The organism is Pseudomonas sp. JE3303, from assembly GCF_056312565.1.
Window position 1 is genome coordinate 123504 of record NZ_JBWGIF010000004.1, and the last position, 15154, is coordinate 138657.

Genomic DNA, 15154 nt, shown 5'->3' on the forward strand with positions numbered 1-15154 from the left:
CAACAACAATGAATACCTCTACTGCTACCCCCATCGCCGCGACCCTGGCCAGCTTTGCCGAAGGCCTGCACTACGACGCCGTGCCCGAGGCGGCTCGCGAGCGTGCCAAGTACCTGATCCTGGATGCCGTGGGCATTGCCCTGGCCTCGACCCGCTACGAGTTCGCCCAACGCACGCTCAGCGCTGCACGGGAGCTGGGCAGTGGTGACAGCGACGTGATCGGCCTGGGTGCCAAGCTCTCGTTGCGCGACGCCATGCTGCTCAACGCCGTGCTGGTGCACGGGCTGGACTACGACGACACCCACGGACGCGGGGTGATCCACGCCACCGCCAGCTGCCTGCCCGCCGCACTGGGCATTGCCGCGCAATACGACGCCAGTGGCCGCGACCTGCTCACTGCCTACATCCTCGGCATGGAGGTGTCGACCCGCCTCGCCGCCGTGGCCAAGGGCGGCTTCCACCAGGTCGGCTTCCACCCCACGGGATTGGTCGGTGCCTTCGGCTGCGCGATGATCGCAGGCAAGCTGCAGGGCCAGACCGCCGAGCAGCTGGCCATGACCCAGGGCATTGCCCTGAGCACCGCTTCGGGCAGCCTGGAGTTTCTCGAGGATGGCGCCTGGACCAAGCGCATGCACCCAGGCTGGGCGGGCGTCGCCGGGCTCACGGCGGCGACCCTGGCACGCCATGGCTTCACTGGTCCCAAGGCGGTATATGAAGGGCGCTTTGGTCTATTCAAAAGCCACCTGGGCGGGCGCGAAGAAGAATGCGACTACGCCTTGGCGACCGAAGACCTGGGCGCCGCCTGGGAAGTCGGCGAGGTAGCGGTCAAGCCCGTGCCGGCATGCCACTTCACCCACGCGGTGGCTGACTCGGCAGTGATCCTTCACGGGCAGGGCCTGCGTGTGGAGGACATTGTCCGGGTGACCGCGCTGGTGCCCCAGGAAACCGTCGGCATCGTGTGCGAGCCCGTGGCCAGCAAGCGCAAGCCTGGCAGCAGCTACGAGGCGCAGTTCAGTGTTCCCTATGCCATCGCGAGCGGCCTGCTGCGCGGACGCTTTGGCCTGGCGGACCTCGAGCCCCAGGCCTTCGGCGATCCCGCTGCCTTGGCGCTGATGGAAAAGATCCACTACGAGGTCGATCCGCACTCGGGCTTCCCTCGTCACTACTCAGGCGAAGTGATCGTCACCCTGCGCGATGGCCGCGAGCTGCGCCACCGCGAAGCGGTCAACCGCGGCGCCGCCGACCGCCCGCTGTCCAGCGACGACATCATCGCCAAGTACCGCGATAACGCCCATACCGCCGTGGCGCCGCAACGAGCCCAGGCCATTCTCGATGCCGTGCTCGACCTCGACGCCGGCTCTGCCCGGCAGCTTTCCCGCGTACTGGCCGCAGCCGCCTGACATCCCCTACAAGAATAATTTCGGAGACACCGCGATGAGTGAATACGACGAGCAGGAAAGCATGATCCTCGATGCGCTGGATCGCTTCCTCGAAACCGAAGCCAAGCCCTTCGTGCACGAGCTCGAGAAAAACGACATCTACCCCGAAGAGATGGTCGAGAAGATGAAAGTCATGGGCCTGTTCGGCTGCATCATCGATCCCGAATACGGTGGGCTTGGACTGTCCACGGCCACCTACGCGAAGATCGTCGAACGCATCTCCAGCACCTGGATGTCGCTGTCCGGGATCATCAACTCGCACCTGATCATGGCGTCGGCCATCCAGCGCCATGGCACAGCTGCGCAAAAGGAACGCTTCCTGCCGCGCATGGCCAGCGGCGAGCTGCGCGGCGCGGTCGGCTTCACCGAGCCGGATGCTGGCACCGACCTGCAGGCCATTCGCACGGTGGCGCGCCGCGAGGGCGATCACTACGTAGTCAACGGCGCCAAGACCTGGATCACCAACAGCTTGCACGGGGGCGTCGTCGCGTTACTGGTCAAGACCGACCCGACCGCCGAACCCCGGCACAAGGGCATGAGCTGGCTGATCGCCGAGAAGGGGCCCGGCTTCAAGGTGGCACGCAAGCTGGAGAAGCTGGGCTACCGCGGCATCGACACCTGTGAGCTGGTGTTCGAGGACTACAAGGTGCCGGTGGATTGCCTGATTGGTGGCGTCGAGGGCGTTGGCCTCAAGCAGGTGCTGTCCGGGCTGGAACTGGGCCGCATCAACGTCGCTGCCCGTGGCGTCGGCGTGGCGCGCGCAGCGCTGGACGAAGCCACCGCGTACTCGCAGATCCGCAAGACCTTTGGCAAGCCGATCTGCGAGCACCAGGCGATCCAGCTCAAGCTTGGCGAAATGGCCACGCGCGTCGAGGCGGCGCGGCTGCTCACCGAGTCCGCTGCCAAGGCGTACGACAAGGGCGACCGCTGCGACATGGAGGCCGGCATGGCCAAGTATTTCGCGACCGAGGCGGCTCTGGAGAATGCCACCGACTGCATGCGTATCCACGGCGGCTACGGCTACTCGAAGGAATACAACGTCGAGCGCCTGTACCGCGACGCGCCGCTGCTGACCATCGGCGAGGGCACCAACGAAATGCAGCGCATCATCATCGCCAAGCAACTTGTGCAGAGGAATCCGGTATGACCTTGCCCCTAGCAGGTGTGCGCATCATCGCCGTCGAGCAGTACGGTGCCGGCCCGTTCGGTACCCAGCACCTTGCCGACCTGGGTGCCGAGGTGATCAAGATCGAGAACCCCGCCGACGGCGGTGAAATCGGCCGGCATGTCGGTCCCTATTATTTCGAGGAAGGCGACAGCCACTTCTACCAGTCCTTCAATCGCAACAAGAAAAGCGTCACGCTCAACCTGAAGGACCCGAAGGATAAGGCACTGCTGATCGAACTGATCAAGGGTGCGGATGCCCTCTATGACAACCTGCGCGGCGACCTGCCCGAAAAGCTCGGCCTGACCTACGCCCAGCTCAAGGAGCACAACCCCGCGCTGGTCTGCTGCCACCTCTCGGCCTATGGGCGCGAAGGCGCGCGCAAGGCCTGGCCCGGTTATGACTACCTGATGCAGGCCGAGGCCGGCTATTGCTCGCTGACCGGCGAGCCGGGCGGGCCACCGGCCCGGTTCGGCCTGTCGATCATCGACATGATGACCGGCACCACCGCCGCGCTGGCGCTGGTCTCGGCGCTGGTGGGCGCGCGTGCCACCGGCGTTGGCCGGGACGTGGACGTGAGCTTGTTCGATGTGGCCATGCACAACATCAACTACCTGGGTACCTGGTACCTTAACGACGGCGTGAAGACCGAGCGCACGCCACGCTCCGCGCATCCTTCGCTCACCCCGAGCCAGCTGTACCGGACCCAGGACGGCTGGATGTTCATCATGTGCAACAAGGAAAAGTTCTGGGCGGTGCTGGCCAACCTGATCGACAAGCCGGAGTGGATCAGCGACCCGCGCTATTGTGATTTCAAGGCGCGCCTCGCCCACCGTGACGAGCTCACCGACGACCTCGATGCGGTGCTGATGCAGCAACCCACGGCCCATTGGCTCAAGCACTTTGGCGGGCAGGTGCCAGCGGCCCCGGTCAATGATGTCGGCCAGGCCCTGGAGAATCCCTTTGCCCACGAGCAAGGCGTGATTTTCGACGTGGAGCACCCTGTGCGCGGTACGATCAAGACACTCGCCTGTCCGATACGGTGCCCGGGCGAGACATTGCCCAACCAGCCAGCACCACGGCTCGGCGCGCACAACCAGTCGATACTGGGCGCGCTGCAAGGCATGGAAGCCGAAAACAAGAAATCTGCAGGAGTCAGATGACATGATCCACGAACTGCCTTCACTGTTGTCCGCTGGACAGCCCCGCTACCTGATACTGGCGCAAGCGCTGGTGGACGCGATCACGACGGGACGTTATCCGCTCAACAGCCTCCTGCCGACCGAGCACGAGCTGTGCAAGCAGTTCAATGTCAGCCGGCATACCGTGCGCGAGGCGATCCGCCGGCTGAACGAGCTCGGGCTGATCAGCAAGCAGCAAGGGGTTGGCACCCGGGTCAAGGCGACTCAGGCGGCCTCGCGGTATGTGCAGGCCAGTGAAGGCATCTCCGACCTGCATCAATACGTGCGCGATGTGCGCATGGAGCTTGAGGCGCCGGAGGAGGTGAGCGCCGACGAGGAGCTGGCCGAGCTGCTTGAGTGCAAGCCCGGCCAGGCCTGGGTCATGGCGCGGGGATTGCGTCATCGCGAAGGCGACAGCGCGCCGCTGGCTCGTACTTTGGTCTATGTGCCTCGCGCCTACGGCGCTGCGCTGGAGGCCTTTGGCGATGGCCACACGCCCATCTACGAACTCCTGCAGAAGCGCTTCGGCGTTCAGGTGGCCGAGGTACGCCAGAACATCAGCGCGGTCAACCTCGATGCCGACCAGGCCAGCGCCTTGCAGGTGGAGGTCGGGTCGCCGGGGCTGCACATCGTGCGCAAGTACGTGGGCAGCAATGATGAACTGCTGGAGGTGGCGGTGAACGTCCATCCCGGCGAGCGTTTCAGCTATTCGATCACCCAGCGCCTCACCTGGCAGGGCACCAATGGCGAATAACGGCTACGGGCCCCTGACGGTTACCCTGTCTATCCAGGCGTTGGTGTCGATGGCCACGTTCACCGTACCGGTGCTGGCACCGGTCGCCCTGCGCGAGCTTGGCGGCAGCGTCGCCCAGATTGGGCTTTTCGTGGCGCTGATCTACCTGGGGGCCATGACCTCCAGCTTGCTCAGCGGCAAGTGGATACTGCGCTTCGGTGCGATCCGCGTCAGCCAGGTGTGCCTGCTGCTGTGCGCGGCGGGCCTTGCGCTCGCGGCTGGCGGGTACTTGTGGTGCCTGGTGTTGAGTGCCTTGGCACTTGGCGCCGGGTATGGGCCCGTGACCCCCGCCAGTTCGCACATCCTGGCGCGCACCACGCCCGCGCACCTGATGGGCTTCATGTTTTCCCTCAAGCAGACCGGCGTGCCGATTGGCGGTGTGCTTGCCGGCATGCTGGTGCCCAGCCTGGTCGGCGCGACCGGCTGGCGTAGTGCGCTGTTGATGGTGGCCGCCGTGTGCGTAGTGATGGCCGTTGTTGCCCAGCGGGTGCGTCCATCGCTCGACGACGACCGCAATCCGGAGCTCAGCGGTTCGCGGCACGACATGCTCAAGCCGCTGTTCATGATCTTCGCCAAGCCGCGCATGCGTAACCTGGCGTTGTGCTCGCTGTTCTTCGGCGCCATGCAGCTCTGTTTGACCACGTACCTGGTCAGCTACCTGACCCACGACTATGGCCTGGCGCTGGTGAGCGCTGGGGTGATCCTGGCATTGACCCAAGGCGCTGGCGTGGCGGGGCGCCTGCTGTGGGGCTGGATAGCCGACCGCTGGCTCGAGCCCCGCCGGTTGCTGCCACTACTGGCACTCATCATGGCCGCCGCCTCGCTGATGACCGCCGCGTTCAGCCAAGGCTGGCCGCTGCCGCTGGTGGCAGCGGTGAGCATGCTGTTCGGTGCCACGGCCATTGGCTGGAACGGTGTCTACCTGGCGGAAGTCGCCCGCCTGGCACCACCCGGCAGTGCCGGGCAATACACCGGAGGCTCGTTGTTTTTCACCTACTTCGGCGTCGTCGCCGGCCCGCCCTTGTTTGCTGCGATAAGTCATTCCGGTGATTCCCTCGCCAGCGGCTATGCGCTGTTCGGCGCCCTGATGCTCGTCGTCGCTCTGGCCTTGGGCCGCTTCGCCACCATGCGTGTCGACCCGGGCTGAAACTGCCCGCTTCAACCTCTTTTCTTCCGATTGACTGGAGACCTGCCATGGCTGCCCGTTCGTACCTGTTCGTCCCCGGAGACCGTCCGGAACGCTTCGACAAAGCCTGCGCCGCTGGCGCCGACGTTGTCATCCTCGACCTCGAAGACGCCGTGACCCCAGACCGCAAGCATCAAGCCCGCGACGCCATCCATGCCTGGCTCGCCGCGGGAGGCAAGGGCTGGGTGCGCATCAACGGCAGCGACACCGAATGGCATGCCCAAGACTGCCGCCTGCTCGATGCCCCCGGATTGCTCGGCGTATCGCTGCCCAAGGCCGAAAGCGCCGAGCAGATTGCAGCGCTCGCGGACCGCCTGCCCGCCCACCTGCGCATCCTGCCCATCGTCGAAAGCGCGCGCGGGCTGTGGAACGCAGAAGCCATCGCCAGCGCGCCCCAGGTCCAGTGCCTCGCCTTCGGCTCCGTGGATTTCCAGGTAGATACCGGTATCCTCGGTGACGGCGAAGAGCTGCTATACGCCCGCTCACGCCTTGTCATTGTCTCCGCGCTCGCCCGTATCGGCGCCCCCGTGGATGGCGTGACCATCGACCTGTCCAACCTCGAACTGCTGGCCAGCGACGTGCATCGCGCGCGTCAGCAAGGGTTTGCCGGGAAGCTGTGCGTGCATCCCAAGCAGGTCTCGGTGATCAACGAAGGCTTCCGCCCTGGAGAGCACGAAGTGCTCTGGGCACATGCCGTGCTGGATACGGTGGCCGCGCATGAAGGGGTAGGGGCGATCAGTTTGAATGGGAAGTTGATCGATTTGCCGGTGATCTTGCGGGCTAGGCGGATATTGGAGAATGTGTAAGGCCCGCATCGGGCGCCGAGTTGACACTGATTCAGGCATCTGGACAATGTGCGAGACGATTCAGACCGGAACCCTCAGTTAAGGGGGTATCGATTTCGGAGCGAAAGCTCTCCTAGCCAGTGTGCAGGATAAGGCGAAAGCTGAAAGAACAGGCCGATATCGAAAAATTTACTGAGAGCCCTGGCGCGCAAGTGTTGGGGCTTTTTGCTTTCTGATCATACCGATTTGCCGTTGTTGCGCATTTTCGATATGCCCCCCATGCCCGCGAAGCGAGGCGCTGTAGGAGCGGCCTTGTGTCGCGAAAGGGCAGCGGAGCGGCCCCAGAATCGCAAGACCGCTGCAACGATACCTGACACACCCCAGGCCCTAGCAATGCGCCACGATCATCATTCAGGCTCACCACATTGCATCCACGCAGTCCACCGACTCGATGTCAGCCGGTATTGCCGATTGCGTGGGGAAAAGGCTGCAGAGCGAATCGGGCAGTGCCTGGTGTTAGGTATATTGCGCGGGGCTGAGGATTCTGCAACGCCACGGCCATTTTGGGGCCGCTTTGCGGCCCTTTCGCGTGGTCCGGCGTCCCGGCACGAGGCACGCTCCTACGGTGCCCGGCTGCGCCGGGTAGAGGGGATTGCGGTACCTGGCAGAGTCTTCCGTAGCGACTATCAATCGAAAGAGGCGTTGTACTTGTGGATAGGTCGCTGGCGGCTGGCGGTAAAGCGCAGAGACCGAAACCCCAGAAACAAAAAAGGCCCACCTTTCGGTGAGCCTTCTTCGGTACTGCGTATGGTGCCGGCACCAGGAATCGAACCCGGGACCTACTGATTACAAGTCAGTTGCTCTACCATCTGAGCTATACCGGCACAGGGGCGTCATTATAGCGATCGTTTTGCGGCTGTAAACTACTTCCGCGCAATTCTCTTGCGAAAACGTAAGTGACCGCCCTGGAAGGAGATTTTTCCTACCTGCCGTGGTGGATGTTGTTCACGCCTGGCTCGGGTCTGCCGGGGTTGAAGAACAGCTTGGGGTTGTCGCTGCTGCGGGTCCGGTTGCGGGTTTCATACGGCAGTGGCAGGCCGCGTTCGCCTTCGAGCTGCAGGCCGTGCACGTCCCAGTCGGACGCGGTGCGATCTGCAGGTGGCGAGCTGCAACCGGCCAGCACCAGGGCGGCGGTGAGCAAGGTAAGGGTGGCGGCTTTGGCCATAGTAGGGCTCATCTGTATGCGAGTAACGATTCGCCGGCAACTGTAAGCGAACACCCGCTCAGGCCGGGATTTGGTCTGATAGCCAAATGTGACGCGGAGCGCCCGGCAAGCGTAGCGATCGGTCTCTGTTTGGATCGTTTAGATCGATCAGCCAATATGCTTATGCACAAGCCGCGTGCCAACTTTTGCAAAAAGCCGCTCGGACCGGGGTGGCCACTGGTCTTTGCGCAAAGCCCTGTTTCTGTTGGATTTGCAGTGTGATGGCAAATCGAAAACCCTTGGCAAAACGCGCGATTCGGCACGTTTTGACGATATTCATCAAAAGCTTGTGCACAGACTTATCCACAGGCTGTCAACCGCCAGCGCGCTCCGCCAGCAGCATCAGATTCCGCGGTGTCAGCGGTTGCTCGCAGAACACTCCCAGCCGGACTTCGTATCCCTGTTCTTGCAGAAACAGCGCCCGATCCAGCACCAGCCACATCTCCAGGGGCCGCCTGAACAGGTTGCGCACCAGTTCGAGATTGCGCACTACCGCCAACCGTTCCCAGCCCGCCGCTTCCAGTGCAGGCCAATCTGGCTCGCCATGCACCACCAGTTGCTTGAGCTCGGCAAGGTCGCGGCAATACTCCGCAAAGGGCTTTTCAAGCCAGCCTACCGGCAACGAGGGTGTCGGCAGGTAGTCATCCCCGCCACGCTGTTCACGCTGCAGCAGATCGAAACCGAGGCGGCGGGCCATCGAAAGGTCACGTTGCCGACGTACGCGGGCGCCAGCGGTAACGGCTTCGCTCAGGGGCAGGCCGAGGTCCGTCACGGACAGCTCCAGCGCAGATGACTTCGCGGTCTTGGATAACGGCTGGTAATGCGCCGCCTGGATGCGGTTGTAGCAGCAGGGCGCAACCGCCAGTTGCCTGCACCCTTGCTCGCTGGCCAGTTGCAGCAGGCGCACGTGCAGGTCGCCGCAGGCATGCAGGGCGACCACGCTCTTGCCGGGATCAAGATGACGGCCGCTGTCCGGGGCCATGACATCCTGCATCACATGCTGTGCTGGCAAATGGTGATGCACGCTCAGGGCATGTCCGGCTTGGACCAGGTCGGCATCGTACTCAAGGCAGGTCAGCTGCTGCCCCGGCTGAAGCAGGCGACGGCCGAGGTGGCCTTTGCCCGAACACCAGTCCAGCCAATGCCGTGCAGGCTCGCGAAAGGCCAAGCGACGGGAGAAGGCTTCTATCTGCTGCCATTTGCGCCCCGGCACGTTGGCGTCCAGGCGATGCCCGGCCGGGTGCAGGCCGTTATCGGGCAGGTCGCCTGCCTCGCTCAATCCAGAGGCGTGTTCTGCCAATGAGGGAAAAGGCGCCGGCGCGGCGAGCCGTTCAGGATGCTGCTGATACGCCTCTGCCTGCTCGAGCGTACGAGCGCGCAGCCAGGCGGCGAGTTCGGGATGATCATGCTCCCACGGCAACCGCAGGTGGGTGAACGGCCGCGGCCGCCACAGCGCCTGGTGCTGGCACAGGAAGGCATCCAGGGCCTGGAAGCGGGCAAGCAGCTGGTCACCCTGCAGAAAGGTAGGCGTGGTCATGGTGGTCCATGAAAAACGGGGCTGTGATCAGCCCCGTAGCAGTGGTCAGCGGCCTTGGCAGGCGTCGACGCGCAACCAGCGCTCGAGCAGCTTGAAGCCTTGGACGAGAAGGAAGGAGATCAGCAGGTAGAACACACCGGCGGCAAAGAAGATCTCCACCGGCAGGTAGGTGCGGGCGATGATCGTGCGGGCCATGCCGGTGAGTTCCAGCAGGGTCACGGTGCTGGCCAGGGCGCTGGCCTTGAGCATCAGGATCACTTCGTTGCTGTAGGCCGGCAGGCCAATGCGCGAGGCGCGCGGCAGCATGATGTAGAACAGCGTCTTGGCCTGCGACATGCCCAGTGCCCGCGCCGCTTCGATTTCACCCCGTGGAATCGCCTGCAGCGCGCCACGCAGGATCTCGGCGATATAGGCGGCGGTGTGCAGGGTCATGGTCAGCACCGTGCACCAGAACGGGTCGCGAAGGTAGGGCCACAGCGAGCTGCTGCGCACCGCATCGAATTGCGCCAGGCCGTAGTACACCAGGAACAGTTGCACCAGCAGCGGGGTGCCGCGGAAGAAGAAGATGTAGCCGTAGGGCAGGGCGCGCACGTACCAGTGGCGCGAGGCGCGTGCGATGCCCAGCGGGATGGCCAGGATCAATCCGGCGATGACCGCGATGGCGACCAGCTCCAGGGTCAGGGTCGCGCCCTGGGCCAGGCGCGGCAGCCATTTGATGATCACTTCCCAGTTCATTGGTTGGCCCTCGCGAAGCCGCGAGCGGCGCGTTTTTCCATGAAGTGCATGCCGGTCATGGCGACCACGGTCAGGCTCAGGTAGATGAAGGCGGCGACCATATAGAAGGTGAAGGGCTCCTTGCTCACGGTCACGGCGATCTGCGAGTGACGCATGATTTCCTCAAGGCCGATCACCGAGACCAGAGCGGTGTCCTTCATCAGGATCATGAACAGGTTGCCAAGGCCAGGCAGGGCGATGCGCCACATCTGCGGCAGGATGATCCGCGAGAGGATGCGCCCGCGCGACAGGCCCAGGGCCAGGCCAGCTTCACGGTGGCCCTTGGGGATGGCCAGGATCGCGCCGCGGAACACTTCGGTGGCGTAGGCGCCAAAGCACAGGCCCAGGGCGATGACGCCTGCGGCAAAGGCATTGAGCTCAAGGCCAGGAATGTTCAGGGCCTCGCCAAGCCGGTTCATCAGGCTGACGGTGCCGAAGTAGATGAGCAAGACCCAGAGCAGCTCGGGCACGCCGCGCACCAGGGTCGAGTAGGTGCCGCCAAGCCATTGCAGTGGCTTGACCTGCGAGGTCTTGGCCAGCGCACCGAGCAGCCCGAGGACAAGCCCCAGCAGCAGGGCGCTGAGCGCCAGTTTGACGGTCATCAGGGTCCCGGCCAGCAGGGCCGGACCGAATCCGTGTAGGTCGATATTCATGGGCAGCTGTTTCAAGGGACCTGCACCGCGCGTGGCGGTGCAGGTCGGGGCGAATCAATAGATGCTGAACGGGAAGTACTTGTCGTTGATCTTCTTGTACGTACCGTCGGCAATGATTTCTTTCAGGGCAGCGTTGAGCTTGTTGCGCAGCGCGTCGTCACCCTTGCGTACCGCGATGCCGATCTCGTCGCTCTCGACCACAGGCTCGCCCTTGAACTCGTAGTTCTGGCCTTCCTTGGTCTTGAGCCAGTCGTAGTTCACGTACTTGTCGGCAAGAATGGCGTCGACGCGGCCCGAGGTCAGGTCGAGGTAGGCGTTTTCCTGAGTGTCGTACAGCTTGATGTCGATATCGCTGCCGTAGTTGTCTTCAAGCCAGGTGCCGGCCAGGGTGGCGCGCTGGGTGCCGATGGACTTGCCCTTGAGCGAATCCTTGTCGGTCTTGAAGTCGACGTTTTTCGGCGCGATGAACTGCAGCTTGTTGGAGTAGTAGCGGTCGGTGAAGTCCACTGCCTGCTTGCGCTCGTCGGTGATCGACAGCGACGACACCAGGAAGTCGAACTTCTTGGCGTTCAGGGCGGGGATGATGCCGTCCCAGTCGGAGGTAACGACGCTGCATTCGACTTTCATCTTGGCACACAGGGCGTCGCCGATGTCCTTGTCGAAGCCGACCACCTGGCCACTGGCGTCCTTGTTGTTGAACGGCGGGTAGGCCGCCTCGATACCCATGCGCAGTTTCTCGGCAGCCATGGCGTTGGCCGAGAACACCAGCGTGGCGGCAGCGGCCAGGAGGAATTTCTTGTAGTTCTGCATGCGTGTTGCTCCGTTAGCGGTTGCTGGACATGAATTGCTTACAACGCGCCGAGGTCGGGTTTTCGAAAACCTGCTGCGGCGTTCCTTGCTCTTCGACCAGGCCCTGGTGCAGGAAGACGACTTCGCTGGACACCTGACGGGCGAAGCCCATTTCGTGGGTTACCAGTAGCATGGTGCGCCCTTCTTCGGCGAGCGCGCGAATAACGTTAAGCACTTCCTGGACCATCTCCGGGTCGAGGGCCGAGGTCGGCTCGTCGAACAGGATGACCTTGGGTTTCATGGCCAGGGTACGGGCAATGGCCGCACGCTGTTGCTGGCCGCCGGAGAGCTGCGAAGGATAGACGTGGCGCTTGTCGTGGATGCCGACCTTGGCCAGCAGCGCCTCGGCATGCTCGATGGCTTCGGCCTTGCTCTGGCCAAGCACGCGGCGCGGGGCCTCGATGATGTTGTCGAGGATCGACATGTGCGGCCAGAGGTTGAAGTTCTGGAAGACAAAGCCGATCTCGCTGCGCAGGCGATTGATCTGGCGGTTGTCGGCGGCGAACAGCTCGCCGTTTTTCGCGGCCTTGAGCTTGAGCTCTTCACCGGCGACGAGAATCTGGCCCTGGTGGGGGTTTTCCAGCAGGTTGATGCAACGCAGCAGGGTGGACTTGCCGGATCCGGATGATCCCAGAATGGAGATCACGTCACCGTCGCGCGCGGTCAGCGAAATGCCCTTGAGTATCTCCTGCTCGCCGTAGCGTTTGTGCAGGTTGCGGATTTCCAGCGCGGGCGTGGCCTGGGCCATGTGCGGTCCTCATGTGTTCAGGTGCGATCCAGCTGTTGGCGGCCTTCCTGGCGAGCGCCAAGCTAGCATAGCGGCGCAATGACAACCAACCGGGTCACTAAGGGCAATGGGGTGATGGCAGGGCAGTTGTCGCATCGCTGCAGTGGACTGTCGCGCGGATGTCCGCAGCGCATGCTGCCGAGCCGTGTGGCCCTGATGAAAAAAGGCGCGATGGTGCCAGCTTTGACTGTGACTGGCCAGCCGTTTTTGGCCAGTACCACTCGGGTGTATAGCTCAGACCTGCAGAGTTGCGCCCTAGGGTTGCGCTTTTTCTGCGCTTATTTTGTGCGTAGGTGTTACCAAGGGGCACCATTGGTGCAGTTGTAAGTGGGTATTTCCGTAATCCACGTATTTGGCGGCCTTTTGGTCATCCGATGGCCGAAAGCCCGGCAAGCCTTGACGTTCGCGGCAACCAGCGCTTTCTGACGAATCGTTTTTACAAATGGCGCGCTTATTGCCAGTTGTATGGACCGGACCTGGCAAAGCCTGAAAAATCAGATTGTCGCTTCGTCCAAGCTGATACCTGACCACCCCTTGTAAAGGTAGTTATATGAGCGGTACGCACACTACAAATGACCTCGCTCAGGGGCTCAAGCAACGGCATGTGACCATGCTGTCCATTGCTGGCGTGATTGGCGCCGGCCTTTTCGTTGGCTCCGGCCATGCCATTGCCGAAGCCGGCCCTGCTGTCATCCTTGCCTACGCCGCTGCCGGGACCCTGGTGGTGCTGGTGATGCGCATGCTGGCCGAAATGGCCATCGCCTCGCCGGACACCGGCTCTTTCTCCACCTACGCCGACCGCGCCATCGGGCACTGGGCCGGCTTTACCATCGGCTGGCTGTACTGGTGGTTCTGGGTGCTGGTGATCCCGCTCGAGGCGAATGCCGCTGCATCCATCCTGCATGCCTGGTTCCCGGCCGTGGACTTCTGGGTGTTTACCCTGGTCATCACCCTGGCGCTGACCGCCACCAACCTGTGCAGCGTCAAGAACTACGGTGAGTTCGAGTTCTGGTTCGCGCTCCTCAAGGTATTGGCCATCGTGGCCTTCATCATCGCCGCTTGCGCTGCCATGTTCGGTTTCGTGCCAAACAGCCAGGTCAGCGGGGCGAGTCATCTGTTCGACACCCAGGGCTTCATGCCCAATGGGCTGGGCGCCGTGCTGGCGGCCATGCTGACGACGATGTTCTCGTTCATGGGTACAGAGATCGTCACCATTGCCGCAGCCGAGTCGAAAGATCCTGCCAAGCAGATCACCAAGGCCACCAATTCGGTGATCTGGCGTATCTGCCTGTTCTACCTGGTGTCGATCTTCCTGGTCGTGGCCCTGGTGCCGTGGAACGATCCGGCTCTCGCAGCCGGCGGTTCCTACCAGACCGTGCTCAGCCGTATCGGCGTGCCGAATGCCAAGCTGATCGTCGACATCGTCGTGCTGATCGCGGTGACCAGCTGCCTCAACTCGGCGCTGTATACCTCCTCGCGCATGCTGTTCTCGCTGAGCAAGCGTGGTGACGCGCCTGCCGTGGCGCAACGCACCACCAAGGCTGGCACCCCGCATGTCGCGGTGCTGCTGTCGACCGCCGCGGCCTTCCTGACCGTGATCGCCAACTACATGGCCCCTGCGCAGGTGTTCGAGTTCCTGCTGGCGAGCTCCGGCGCGATCGCGCTGCTGGTGTATCTGGTGATCGCCATTTCGCAACTGCGCATGCGCCGCCAGCGCATGGACCGTGGAGAGCAGATCGCCTTCAAGATGTGGCTGTTCCCGGGGCTTACCTGGGCCACCATCGCGTTTATCGTGGCGGTGCTGGTGGTAATGGCGATTCGTCCTGACCACCGCGCGGAGATCGTCGCTACGGCCCTGCTGAGCATCGGTGTGGTCGCAGCCGGGCTGCTGGTGCAGCGCAAGCGAAAGGGCGAGAAGCTGGCTGCCGGGCGGGTGGCGCTGGACAGCTGACTGCTGCTGAAATGAAAAAAGGCCGCGTCCCGAAAGGACGCGGCCTTTTTCATTGCCTGAGTGGCGATCAGCCGAACTGCTTCTGCGCCTGCTGCAGCTTGGCGACATTCTCCGAAGCCGTGACATAGGCCTGCTGGAACTCGTCGCTTTCCAGCCACGCCATGGTGGTGTCTTCGTCGGCGCCGTCCAGCCAGGTGCGGTAGGCGTTGAATACCAGCACGATGTAGTCGGTGGCGTGTTCTTCCTTGTGCCCCTTGAGCACCAGCGTCAGCAGCGGGTCGACCAGGAACACCGAGATCATCGGCACCAGCCCGCCTTCCTGGGCCTGCTTCATCTTCTCGAACAGCTCCTTGTAGCTGTCCGACTCCATCGCCTTGTTGAACACCTGCTCGACGCTGCTGCTCTCGCCGCTGCTCGCCTTCACCGCCTGGCCACTGCGCACCATACGGTTCTGCTTGGCCTTGGAGGCGGCGCGCTTGGCGCGTTTCTGTTGCTTGGTGTTGGAGGCCATGGGGCGTGATCCTGGGGGTGGCGGAAAAGAGCTGCGTATTGAAACGCAGTTGACTGGGAAACCCAAGGGAGATGTGCGGTTAGGGGATTTCCCGCGCACAAACAAAAAACCCCTGAATCTTTCGATTCAGGGGTTTTGTTTGTTTTGGTGCCCAGAGACGGAGTCGAACCGCCGACACGAGGATTTTCAATCCTCTGCTCTACCGACTGAGCTATCTGGGCAACGGGGCGCATTAAAAGGCTTTTTCAGGTTTGCGTCAACGACTTTTTGAAAATTTCT

The 15154-nt window shown here is 63.0% G+C and carries 14 protein-coding genes and 2 tRNA genes; 7 read left to right on the top strand and 9 right to left on the bottom strand.

The window, feature by feature from the left end; all coding sequences use genetic code 11:
- Positions 1 to 8: 8 nt before the first annotated feature.
- Genes AC0ZZU_RS07585 through AC0ZZU_RS07610 form a run of 6 tightly spaced genes read left to right on the top strand, consistent with a single transcriptional unit; the run spans position 9 to position 6570 of the window.
- Positions 9 to 1400 carry an MmgE/PrpD family protein gene (locus tag AC0ZZU_RS07585; protein WP_476339895.1) on the top strand — a complete coding sequence of 464 codons (1392 nt, stop codon included), beginning with the start codon at positions 9 to 11 and terminating at the stop codon, positions 1398 to 1400.
- Positions 1401 to 1434: 34 nt separating this feature from the next.
- Positions 1435 to 2586, top strand: coding sequence for an acyl-CoA dehydrogenase family protein (locus AC0ZZU_RS07590; RefSeq protein ID WP_476339896.1), 1152 nt, complete (start codon positions 1435 to 1437; stop codon positions 2584 to 2586).
- Positions 2583 to 3767 carry a CaiB/BaiF CoA transferase family protein gene (locus AC0ZZU_RS07595; RefSeq protein ID WP_476339897.1) on the top strand — a complete coding sequence of 395 codons (1185 nt, stop codon included), beginning with the start codon at positions 2583 to 2585 and terminating at the stop codon, positions 3765 to 3767. Before AC0ZZU_RS07590 ends, AC0ZZU_RS07595 begins: the two co-directional genes overlap by 4 nt.
- A 1-nt stretch (position 3768) precedes the next feature.
- Positions 3769 to 4539 carry a GntR family transcriptional regulator gene (locus tag AC0ZZU_RS07600; protein ID WP_476339898.1) on the top strand — a complete coding sequence of 257 codons (771 nt, stop codon included), beginning with the start codon at positions 3769 to 3771 and terminating at the stop codon, positions 4537 to 4539.
- A complete protein-coding gene (locus AC0ZZU_RS07605) occupies positions 4529 to 5725 on the top strand; it encodes an MFS transporter (RefSeq protein WP_476339899.1) in 1197 nt (398 codons plus the stop codon). The genes AC0ZZU_RS07600 and AC0ZZU_RS07605 overlap by 11 nt, the downstream gene beginning before the upstream one ends.
- A 47-nt stretch (positions 5726 to 5772) precedes the next feature.
- Positions 5773 to 6570, top strand: a complete 798-nt coding sequence (locus AC0ZZU_RS07610) for an HpcH/HpaI aldolase/citrate lyase family protein (RefSeq protein WP_476339900.1) — start codon at positions 5773 to 5775, stop codon at positions 6568 to 6570.
- Positions 6571 to 7357: 787 nt separating this feature from the next.
- Here the strand turns inward: AC0ZZU_RS07610 and AC0ZZU_RS07615 are convergent.
- The 7 genes from AC0ZZU_RS07615 to AC0ZZU_RS07645 form a co-directional block, all read right to left on the bottom strand.
- Positions 7358 to 7433 (bottom strand) — tRNA-Thr (locus tag AC0ZZU_RS07615).
- Between the two features lie 98 nt (positions 7434 to 7531).
- On the bottom strand, positions 7532 to 7774 hold the full coding sequence (locus AC0ZZU_RS07620; RefSeq protein WP_476339901.1) for a hypothetical protein: 243 nt from the start codon (positions 7772 to 7774) through the stop codon (positions 7532 to 7534).
- Positions 7775 to 8126: 352 nt separating this feature from the next.
- The gene (locus tag AC0ZZU_RS07625; RefSeq protein WP_476339902.1) at positions 8127 to 9350 is read right to left on the bottom strand and encodes a methyltransferase; all 1224 of its coding nucleotides are present in this window, start codon (positions 9348 to 9350) and stop codon (positions 8127 to 8129) included.
- 45 nt (positions 9351 to 9395) lie between these two features.
- The gene (locus AC0ZZU_RS07630) at positions 9396 to 10085 is read right to left on the bottom strand and encodes an ABC transporter permease (protein ID WP_158461215.1); all 690 of its coding nucleotides are present in this window, start codon (positions 10083 to 10085) and stop codon (positions 9396 to 9398) included.
- A complete protein-coding gene (locus AC0ZZU_RS07635) occupies positions 10082 to 10777 on the bottom strand; it encodes an ABC transporter permease (RefSeq protein WP_476339903.1) in 696 nt (231 codons plus the stop codon). Before AC0ZZU_RS07635 ends, AC0ZZU_RS07630 begins: the two co-directional genes overlap by 4 nt.
- A 54-nt stretch (positions 10778 to 10831) precedes the next feature.
- Positions 10832 to 11587, bottom strand: coding sequence for an ABC transporter substrate-binding protein (locus AC0ZZU_RS07640; protein WP_476339904.1), 756 nt, complete (start codon positions 11585 to 11587; stop codon positions 10832 to 10834).
- Between the two features lie 13 nt (positions 11588 to 11600).
- Positions 11601 to 12374: an ABC transporter ATP-binding protein gene (locus AC0ZZU_RS07645; protein ID WP_158461209.1), complete on the bottom strand. Its 774-nt coding sequence runs from the start codon at positions 12372 to 12374 to the stop codon at positions 11601 to 11603.
- A gap of 589 nt (positions 12375 to 12963) precedes the next feature.
- Between AC0ZZU_RS07645 and gabP the strand changes: the two genes are divergently transcribed.
- The gene (gene gabP, locus AC0ZZU_RS07650; RefSeq protein ID WP_476339905.1) at positions 12964 to 14364 is read left to right on the top strand and encodes a GABA permease; all 1401 of its coding nucleotides are present in this window, start codon (positions 12964 to 12966) and stop codon (positions 14362 to 14364) included.
- A gap of 67 nt (positions 14365 to 14431) precedes the next feature.
- Here the strand turns inward: gabP and AC0ZZU_RS07655 are convergent, their stop codons facing one another.
- Both AC0ZZU_RS07655 and AC0ZZU_RS07660 read right to left on the bottom strand, forming a co-directional pair.
- Complete coding sequence (locus tag AC0ZZU_RS07655) at positions 14432 to 14875, bottom strand: hypothetical protein (RefSeq protein ID WP_476339906.1); 444 nt, start codon at positions 14873 to 14875, stop codon at positions 14432 to 14434.
- 145 nt (positions 14876 to 15020) lie between these two features.
- Positions 15021 to 15096 (bottom strand) — tRNA-Phe (locus tag AC0ZZU_RS07660).
- Positions 15097 to 15154 lie beyond the last annotated feature (58 nt).

Bases quoted from the DNA above. Each gene is read 5' to 3' on its own strand.
- AC0ZZU_RS07585 (WP_476339895.1), top strand. From the start codon at position 9: ATGAATACCTCTACTGCTACCCCCATCGCCGCGACCCTGGCCAGCTTT.
- AC0ZZU_RS07590 (WP_476339896.1), top strand. From the start codon at position 1,435: ATGAGTGAATACGACGAGCAGGAAAGCATGATCCTCGATGCGCTGGAT.
- AC0ZZU_RS07595 (WP_476339897.1), top strand. From the start codon at position 2,583: ATGACCTTGCCCCTAGCAGGTGTGCGCATCATCGCCGTCGAGCAGTAC.
- AC0ZZU_RS07600 (WP_476339898.1), top strand. From the start codon at position 3,769: ATGATCCACGAACTGCCTTCACTGTTGTCCGCTGGACAGCCCCGCTAC.
- AC0ZZU_RS07605 (WP_476339899.1), top strand. From the start codon at position 4,529: ATGGCGAATAACGGCTACGGGCCCCTGACGGTTACCCTGTCTATCCAG.
- AC0ZZU_RS07610 (WP_476339900.1), top strand. From the start codon at position 5,773: ATGGCTGCCCGTTCGTACCTGTTCGTCCCCGGAGACCGTCCGGAACGC.
- AC0ZZU_RS07620 (WP_476339901.1), bottom strand. From the start codon at position 7,774: ATGGCCAAAGCCGCCACCCTTACCTTGCTCACCGCCGCCCTGGTGCTG.
- AC0ZZU_RS07625 (WP_476339902.1), bottom strand. From the start codon at position 9,350: ATGACCACGCCTACCTTTCTGCAGGGTGACCAGCTGCTTGCCCGCTTC.
- AC0ZZU_RS07630 (WP_158461215.1), bottom strand. From the start codon at position 10,085: ATGAACTGGGAAGTGATCATCAAATGGCTGCCGCGCCTGGCCCAGGGC.
- AC0ZZU_RS07635 (WP_476339903.1), bottom strand. From the start codon at position 10,777: ATGAATATCGACCTACACGGATTCGGTCCGGCCCTGCTGGCCGGGACC.
- AC0ZZU_RS07640 (WP_476339904.1), bottom strand. From the start codon at position 11,587: ATGCAGAACTACAAGAAATTCCTCCTGGCCGCTGCCGCCACGCTGGTG.
- AC0ZZU_RS07645 (WP_158461209.1), bottom strand. From the start codon at position 12,374: ATGGCCCAGGCCACGCCCGCGCTGGAAATCCGCAACCTGCACAAACGC.
- gabP (WP_476339905.1), top strand. From the start codon at position 12,964: ATGAGCGGTACGCACACTACAAATGACCTCGCTCAGGGGCTCAAGCAA.
- AC0ZZU_RS07655 (WP_476339906.1), bottom strand. From the start codon at position 14,875: ATGGCCTCCAACACCAAGCAACAGAAACGCGCCAAGCGCGCCGCCTCC.